The 7,679-nt window shown below is 74.7% G+C and carries 6 protein-coding genes and 1 pseudogene; 1 reads left to right on the top strand and 6 read right to left on the bottom strand.

The features are described 5' to 3' along the window. Both BGM09_RS11220 and BGM09_RS11215 read right to left on the bottom strand, forming a co-directional pair. Nucleotides 1-1,070, bottom strand: a pseudogene (locus tag BGM09_RS11220) (ABC transporter permease); the annotation flags it as partial. Between the two features lie 132 nt (nt 1,071-1,202). Beyond that, complete coding sequence (locus BGM09_RS11215) at nt 1,203-1,607, bottom strand: globin (RefSeq protein ID WP_317452648.1); 405 nt, start codon at nt 1,605-1,607, stop codon at nt 1,203-1,205. Between the two features lie 235 nt (nt 1,608-1,842). Here BGM09_RS11215 and BGM09_RS11210 point away from each other — a divergent pair, with 235 nt between their 5' ends. Further along, a complete protein-coding gene (locus BGM09_RS11210) occupies nt 1,843-2,943 on the top strand; it encodes a methyltransferase domain-containing protein (protein ID WP_223186658.1) in 1,101 nt (366 codons plus the stop codon). 21 nt (nt 2,944-2,964) lie between these two features. Here the strand turns inward: BGM09_RS11210 and BGM09_RS11205 are convergent, their stop codons facing one another. The 4 genes from BGM09_RS11205 to BGM09_RS11190 form a co-directional block, all read right to left on the bottom strand. Beyond that, the gene (locus BGM09_RS11205; RefSeq protein WP_317452647.1) at nt 2,965-3,711 is read right to left on the bottom strand and encodes an MBL fold metallo-hydrolase; all 747 of its coding nucleotides are present in this window, start codon (nt 3,709-3,711) and stop codon (nt 2,965-2,967) included. Beyond that, entirely contained in the window at nt 3,708-4,859 is a 1,152-nt protein-coding gene (locus BGM09_RS11200; protein WP_188281362.1) for an FHA domain-containing protein, read from the bottom strand. The genes BGM09_RS11205 and BGM09_RS11200 overlap by 4 nt, the downstream gene beginning before the upstream one ends. A 106-nt stretch (nt 4,860-4,965) precedes the next feature. Continuing rightward, the gene (locus BGM09_RS11195; protein ID WP_188281361.1) at nt 4,966-6,312 is read right to left on the bottom strand and encodes a vWA domain-containing protein; all 1,347 of its coding nucleotides are present in this window, start codon (nt 6,310-6,312) and stop codon (nt 4,966-4,968) included. A 14-nt stretch (nt 6,313-6,326) separates the two neighbouring features. Then, a partial coding sequence (locus BGM09_RS11190) for a PP2C family protein-serine/threonine phosphatase (protein ID WP_223186657.1) occupies nt 6,327-7,679 on the bottom strand: 1,353 nt, incomplete at its 5' end.

The raw sequence follows: 7,679 nt of genomic DNA, 5'->3' as shown, positions 1-7,679 counted from the left end.
GCGGGCACCGCCAGCAGCAGCGCCTCCCCGGCCGCCAGCCGGGCCACCCGCGAGCGGGAGCCGCCGCGGGCCCGCAGCAGCGCGGTCTCCCCGGCCCGCTCCTCGGCGAGCAGCTGCGCGACCAGCAGCAGCGCGAAGCCCGCCAGGATGACGAGCTGGAGCGCGCCGATCAGCAGCGTCGAGCGGGTCACCAGCAGGCTGCGGCGCAGCCCGTCGAGCAGCGCCGGCAGCTCGCTCGACACCTGCGCGGAGCCGGTCTCCTTCGAGCCGTGCAGTGCGGCGACGGCCGCCTTCGCGCCGCGCTCCAGCGCGTCCATCCGGCGCACGCCCACGCCGCCGAAGTCCGCCGTGCCCTGCCAGGACATCTCGGCGGGCGCCACCCGCCCCGAGTCGAAGGCGCCGCCGTCCACGAGCATCGGCCCGTACGTGGTGAACGACAGCGTGTGGATGCCGCGTCCGTGCAGCGGGTCCAGATGCCAGTACGGCGAGGCGGGGTCGGCGGGGCGGTAGAGGCCGGTGACGCGGATGCGCAGCGGCGGCCCGCCGAGCCGGTCGGTGAGCGTGACGACGCTGCCGGTGCGCACGGTGAGCGCCTGGGCCGCGACCACCGGCATGGCGACCCGCACCTCGGCGGAGCCCTTGGCCGCGGGCGTCGGCCACGCGCCCTCGGTGATCGTGACGCGCGAGCGGTCGAAGGTGGCCAGCAGCGTCAGATCCGGGTCCCCGCCCGTCGGCGACCCGGCGGGGCGCAGCGCGAACGGCAGCCCGTACGGGCCCGACCTGGTGCTCGACCTGACCGCGGTCGGCAGCCCGTCGAAGGCGTCGGGCACGGTGCGCCGTACGGCCGAATCCAGCCCGTCCCGCGTCTGCCCGGTGACCGACGCCTGCACCTCGACCGTCGACCGGTCCGCGGCCTGGTGCTGGAGGGTGCGGCGCAGCGCCGCGTCGCCGATCGCGCCGGTGAAGGCGGTGAAGGTGGCCAGCACGGAGGTGGTGAGGACCACCGTGAGCAGCGCGGCGGCGAGCAGCAACCGGTGTGCGCGGACGCGCAGCAGCACGAAACCGGTCACCGGCGAGCCCCCGTCCTGTCGCTGACCGGATGCTCTCAAACGGGGAGGGCGTGGTGAACGGTGCCGGAGGCGGTCGGAATACGATCGTGACCGACCGTTGAGCGGACGCTTCGCCTCCGCTCAGGGCCGCTTTCAGCCGGGGGTGTTGACCATCGACGCGGCGGCGTACGTCAGGTAGTCCCACAACTGCTGCTCGTACGCGGGTTCAAGTGCCAACTCGTCGACCGCCACCCGCATATGGCGCAGCCACGCGTCGTGCGCCGCCTTGTTCACCTCGAAGGGCGCGTGCCGCATCCGCAGCCGCGGGTGGCCGCGCTCGTCGCTGTACGTGCGGGGACCGCCCCAGTACTGCATGAGGAAGAGCCGCAGCCGGTCCTCCGCCGGTCCGAGATCCTCCTCCGGGTACATCGCCCGCAGTTCGGGATCGCCCGCCACCCCCTGATAGAAGACGTGCACCAGACGGCGGAAGGTTTCCTCGCCGCCGACCAGCTCGTAGAACGTCTGCTGCTGCACCGTGCCGCGCGGGATCTCATTCACACCCCCATGGTCGCAGAAGGACCGGCCGAGTACCGGAGTCGTAGGACCGGGCCCGCGGGCGCACGATGGAGGCATGGCCGACACAGACGCGGAAGCGGGCACGGAGGGTACGGACACGGGCGCGGACGGTACGACCACGGGTGCGGGTGGGGTCACGGATACGGGTGCGGATACGGATACGGATACGGATACGGCCGGGCGGTACCGGGCCGCGGCCTCCGCGCTGCGCACCCGCATGGTCCGCCGCATCGTCGCGGGCGGCGGCCTCACCGACCCGGCCTGGCGGGCCGCCTTCGCCGAGGTGCCGCGCCACCTGTTCGTACCCGACTACCAGCGCTCGGCGCGCGGCGGCGGGCAGGACCGGCTCACCGCCGCCGACCCCGACCCGCGCCACCGGCTGCGCTGGCTCGCGGGCAGCTACGCCGACCGGCCGATCGCCACCGACGTGGTGGACGGCGAACTGCTCTCCTCCAGCAGCCAGCCCTCGCTGATGGCCCTGATGTGCGAAGCGCTCGACGTGGCGGACGGCCACCGCGTCCTGGAGATCGGCGCCGGAACCGGCTACAACGCGGCGCTGCTGGCCCACCGGCTCGGCCCCGACGCCGTCACCACCATCGACCTGGACGAGCGGATCACCGCCGCCGCCCGCGCGCACCTGGCCGCGTACGGCACACCCGCCGCCCGCTCCGTGACCGTCGTCACCGGCGACGGCGCGCTCGGCCACCCGGCCGGCGCCCCGTACGACCGGGTGATCGCGACGTGCGAACTGCCCGCGATCCCGGCGGCCTGGCTCGCCCAGTGCCGGCCGGGCGCCCGTATCCTCGCGCCCCTCGCGACCGGGCTGATCGCGCTCACCGTACGGAGCGCCACCGAGGCCGAAGGGCGCTTCCTGGCCACCCCGGCCTTCTTCGTCCCGCTGCGCGGCCCCTCCACGACGGCCCCGGCGCCCCCCGCCGCCGACGACACGGCACAGGCGGCACAGGCGGCACAGGCGGCACAGGCGGTACGGGCCACCCGTACACCGCCGCGGATCATCGGCAACGACCTCTTCCGCTTCCTGCTCACCCTCGTCGCGGGCCCGCTGGACCTCACCTGGTCGCCGCGGAGCGGCACCGCCCGGCTGCTGGCCGCAGACGGCTCCACCGCCCACGTCACCGCCGACGGCACGACCCGCGTCAGCGGCCCCCGCGACCTGTGGGCGCTCGCCGAGTCCGCGCACGTCGTCTTCCGCGACCTCGGCCACCCGGCCAGGTCCCGCTTCGGCCTCACCGTCGACGGCCCCCGCCAGTGGACCTGGCTGGACGACCCGGCGGGCCCGTACCGCTGGCGGCTCTGAGCCGCGGCGACCGAGAAGCCCTCAGCCGGACAGCGGCTCCCACACCGCCGCGTCGTGCGCGAACAGAATCCGCCGCGGGTCGTACGCCAGCAGCCGCTCCACCCACGGGTCGGGCTCGGGCAGCGGCGCTCCCGCACCGCTGGCGGCGGCCAGCGCCGCGCCCTGCGCGGCGGCGAAGTCGGACGCCGAGGTATGCGTCTGACCGGCCAGGATCACCGTCCCGTCCGGCCTGCGGATCACCAGCGACTGGTGGCCGACCGTGTGACCCGGCGTCGGCACGATCCACAGCCCCGGACGGATCTCCGCCTCACCGGTCAGCTCCTCGTAGCGGGCGCCGGGGAAGCCGACCAGATGCTCGGGCGTGTGGCCGCCGCCGCGCGCCACCGCCAGTTCGGCGTCCTGCACCAGCACCGGAGTGCCGGGGAAGAGCGGATTGCCGCCGATGTGGTCGAAGTGCAGATGGCAGTTGACCACCAGCGCGATGTCCGCGGCCGTCACCCCCGCCGCGGCGAGCGCGTCGGGCAGCGGACGGCGGTACGGGCGGTAGTGCGCGTCCGTCTCGGGGTCCGCGGTGCCGATCCCGGTGTCGAAGAGCAGGAGTTCGCCGTCGTGCTCGACCAGATAGCCGAGCGCGGGCTCCACCCGCGGCTTCCCGTCCGCGGTCTCGGACCCCGGCCGGACGAACCGGCCCAGGTCGAGGCGGCGCAGGCCGAGGCGGCGCAGGCCGAGGCGTGGCCGGGCCGCCCCCGTACCGGGCACGCGCGTCACGCCCGGCGCAGTGTGATCGTCGTCCACGCCCCCACATGGACCCGGTCGCCCTCCAAGAGCGGGACCGGGGTGTACGGGCGGATCGCGTCCTCGCCCAGGTTGACCGTGGTGCCGTTGGTGGAGTCCTGGTCGACCACCGCCCAGGAGCCGTCCGGCTGCTGGACCAGCACGGCGTGCTGGTGGGAGACGCCCGGGTCCTCGGGGGAGCGGGACAGGTCGACGTCGGGGGCCTCACCGGTGCTCTGGCGGCGCCGTCCGATGGTGATCTGGTTGCCGATCAGGGGCAGTTGGATCTCCGGCGAGAACGCGGGGAAGTACAGGCCCTCCGCGTCCGGACCGCTGCGGGCCATCATCGCGGTGAAATACTCCCGGTCCGCGCCGATCACCGCGACCCACGCCGTACCGGCGGACGCCGCGGGCGGCTCGTGGGCGGCCCCGGGGGAGACCGAGGGCCCGGACTGCTCACCGGACGGATACGGATTCTGGAACGCGGGCGCCGCCGGCGAGGACGGCGCGTGCTCGGGGCCGCCGCCCTCGATCGGGCGGCGCGTGGCGGAGGCGGGCGGCGCCGCCGACGCCTCGGTGGGCGTCGGCCGCGCGGCGGGCGGCCGCACGGACGGGACCTGCGGCTCCGCCACCGGAGCGGGACCCGGCGCCGCCGACTTCACCTGCGAGGACGGCGGGTCCAGCAGGAAGTCCCCGGAACCCGACGTCACCGACTGCGACGGCAGCGGCTCCGCGGGCCGGTTCACCTGCGAGGGCCGGGACCGCTGCGAGCCGTAGTCCGGATACGGCGGGAAACCGGACCCCGTCGGCGGCGGAACGGGCGGGGCGGGCGGTGCGACGAAGGTGGTGGAGGTGTGCGTCTGGAAGTTGTAGCGGCACTCCTCGCAGAACAGCGCCATCCCCTCCCGCGGCGTCCGGCACTGCGGGCACAGCTCGGGCGCCGCCGACCCGTCCGGGTCGTAGCCGCGCGACGACGCCCCCGGCGAGGTCGACACCGGCGAACTGGACGCCGACGCGGACGCGGACGCCGACGAGGACGGCGGCCGGGTCCCGTACGAGGACGACGGCACGGCGATCCGCATCCCGCAGACCTCGCACCAGTCGTCGGTCCCGGACTGATGGCCGTTCGGACAAGTCGGCATGGTGCTGGCTCCCCCTCCGCCCGCCGGGGGCGGGGTCACAATCCGTGCGAACTGCTGACGGTTACGTCCTCACACGTTACGTCGTCGCATGCCGCGACCGCACGGGTCACTTCTTCACCCGCACGGTCTTCGTCGACCGGGTCTCCAGGGTCATCTCGTCCGCGTCGGCGACCCTGGCCTTCAGCCGCACAGTACCGCTCGCCGCGTCGACCACGTCCACGACCTTCGACAGCAGCTTCGCGGTGTCCTCGTTGCCCGACGCGCTCGCGAGCTGCACCGCGCGGCCCAGCTTCGCCGTCGCGCCGTCCATGTCACCGGACTTGCGGGCCTCCAGACCCTGCTGGATGACCTGCGCCAGCTCCGCCTGCCCGGTGTAGTGGGCGACCTGCGGGTTGATCCGGGTGGAGGCGGCCATGTCGTCCGTCCAGACCGCGCGGACCAGGCCCTGCGACAGCACCTCGACGGTGCCGTCCGGCTGCGGCAGCACCAGCGACAGCCGCGCCGCCAGCATCTCCTGGCCGACTCCGGCCACCGGCACCTGCACGCACACGTGGTAGTCGCGGGACTCGTCGCCCCACGACCCGGTCGGGTAGTCGCCCGCGCGCGGACCGGCCTCGGTGCGCCGCGCGCTCAGGTCCTCCACGGTCGGCGCGACCTGCTTCACGAACTTGATCTCGGAGCCCTGCGGGGTCCACAGCCGCAGGCTGACGTCCGCGACCTCCTTGCCCATCGCGTTCTCCATCATCGCCTGGAAGTCCGCGGCGAGTCCGGCCGGATCGGCGACGATGTCGACCGAGCCGAGCATCGCCGAGGCGATCCCGGTCAGCTCCTTGACCTCCCAGTCGGTGCCGACACCGCGCGCGTCACAGGTGAAACGGCCCGTGCACGCGTCGAGGGTGGCCTGAAGATCCTCCGGCTTCTCGTGCTCGTTGCGCCCGTCGGTGAGCAGGATGCCGTGCCGGATGGCCACGTCGGTGCTGGCCAGCAGCCGGTCGGCCAGCCGCAGCCAGGTGCCGATCGCGGTGCCGCCGCCCGCCGTCAGCTTCCGCAGCGCCTGCTTGGCCTGCGCGCGGGTCGTCGGATCGGCCACCGCCAGCGTGCCGTTGGCCGGGTAGACCTCGCGCGCCTGGTGGGTGCCGCCGACCACCGCGAAGGCGACGCCGTCGCGGATGGTGTCGATCGCGACGGCCGTGGCGTCACGGGCGTTGCGCATCTTCGTCGGCGGATACTCCATCGAGCCCGAGCAGTCGACCATGATGACGACGCCCGCGCTGGGCGCCGCGCCCCCGGCGGCGGACGCCGGACCCGGCAGCGGCTGACCGCCCGAGGTGCCGCCGCCGGTCGACGTCACGGTGACGATGGCGTTGACCTCGCGGCCGCCCTCGGGAAGGAACTCGTTCTGATAGATGTCGACCGAGAACTGCGGCACGGTCGACTTCGAGAATTTGGCCATCGGTACTGCGCTCCTTAAAGCCCGTTCACAGCCCCGCCCAGGCCCTCCGTGACCTGGGCGGGTGGGAATCCTGCCCGCGACACGGCGGCCGGGAACGGCAGCACCGCGACCGTTACGTTGTCGTGGCCGCCGCCGTCCAGCGCCACCCCGACCAGCGTCCGCGCGCTGTGCAGCGGGCGGGTCCTGGCGTCCGGCGGTACGACCTCGGCCATCTCGGCGGCCGACTCCGCGTAGTTCCACAGCCCGTCGGTGCACACCACGATGACGCCGGGGCTCTCCGGCTGGAAGGCCGCCACATGCGGGTCGACCTCGACGGCGTCCGCGCCGAGCCAGCCGGTGATCGCGTGCGCCCGGTCGTCCGCGTACGCCTCCGCCTCGGTCATCAGCCCGGCGGAGACCATCCTGGCCGCCCACGAGTCGTCCTCGGTGAGCCGGGCCGACGGGAGGCCGCGGTCGTCGGGGATCCAGTACGCGCGGCTGTCGCCGATCCAGCCGACGGTGAAGACCGGGCCGGTGACGACGGCGCTGACGCAGGTGCAGGCCGGTGCGTTGTGGTGCGGGACGCCGTCCGGGGTCTCCTCCTCGGCGAGCGCGCTCACCGCGTCGAAGGCCGCCATCAGCGCGCCGCGCATGGCCTCCTCGGCGGGGGCGCCGCGCTCCAGCGAGGCCAGCAGCGACTCGTTGCCCGCCACCGACGCGGCGGCCGACGCGTCGTCCGGGCGGTACGCGGTGGACACGCCGTCGCAGACCACCGCGGCGACCGCCGGGGTGCCGTCCGGCAGCGAGGTCGTGGACAGGGCGAAGGCGTCCTCGTTGCGGTGGTGCCGCAGCCCGCGGTCGCTCACCGCGGCCACACCCTCCAACTCCTGCTCCTGGTGGTCCCGTTTGCGCGGCTGGGCGTGCCCGCAGTGCTCGCAGTAACCGTCCGCGTCGACCCCGCCGAGGCCGCACGCGACGCACACCGTGCCGTTCTCCTCCGCCGGTTCCTCCTCGCGCGGATCCGTCGCCGTCGCCCCGGCCAGCGGCACCCCGAGCGCGAGCGTGTCGCCGCCCCCGGCCTGCTGCCCTCCGGCCTGCGGGGGAGCGAGCAGGAACGCGTCGGTCGCGGGGCCGCTGCCCTGGCCTTCACCCCCGCTGCCCTGGCCTTCGCCGTCGATCCCGGCACTCCCGATCCCGGCACTCCCGATCCCGGCACCGTCGCCTCCCGGCGCCGGACCGTCGCTCGCCGCGCGCGTTCCCCTGCTCGTACCGCGCGCGGCGGCCGGATGTCCGGCGCTCGCGCCGGTGCCGAGCGTCCCGGCACCGTCCGCGTGGCCGACGCCGTCCGCCGAGTGGGGCGTTCCCGTCCTGCCGGGCGCGGGCGCGGG

The organism is Streptomyces sp. CBMA29 (assembly GCF_014596445.1).
Classification (GTDB): Bacteria; Actinomycetota; Actinomycetes; order Streptomycetales; family Streptomycetaceae; genus Actinacidiphila.
This window is presented reverse-complemented; position numbering and strand designations above follow the sequence as displayed.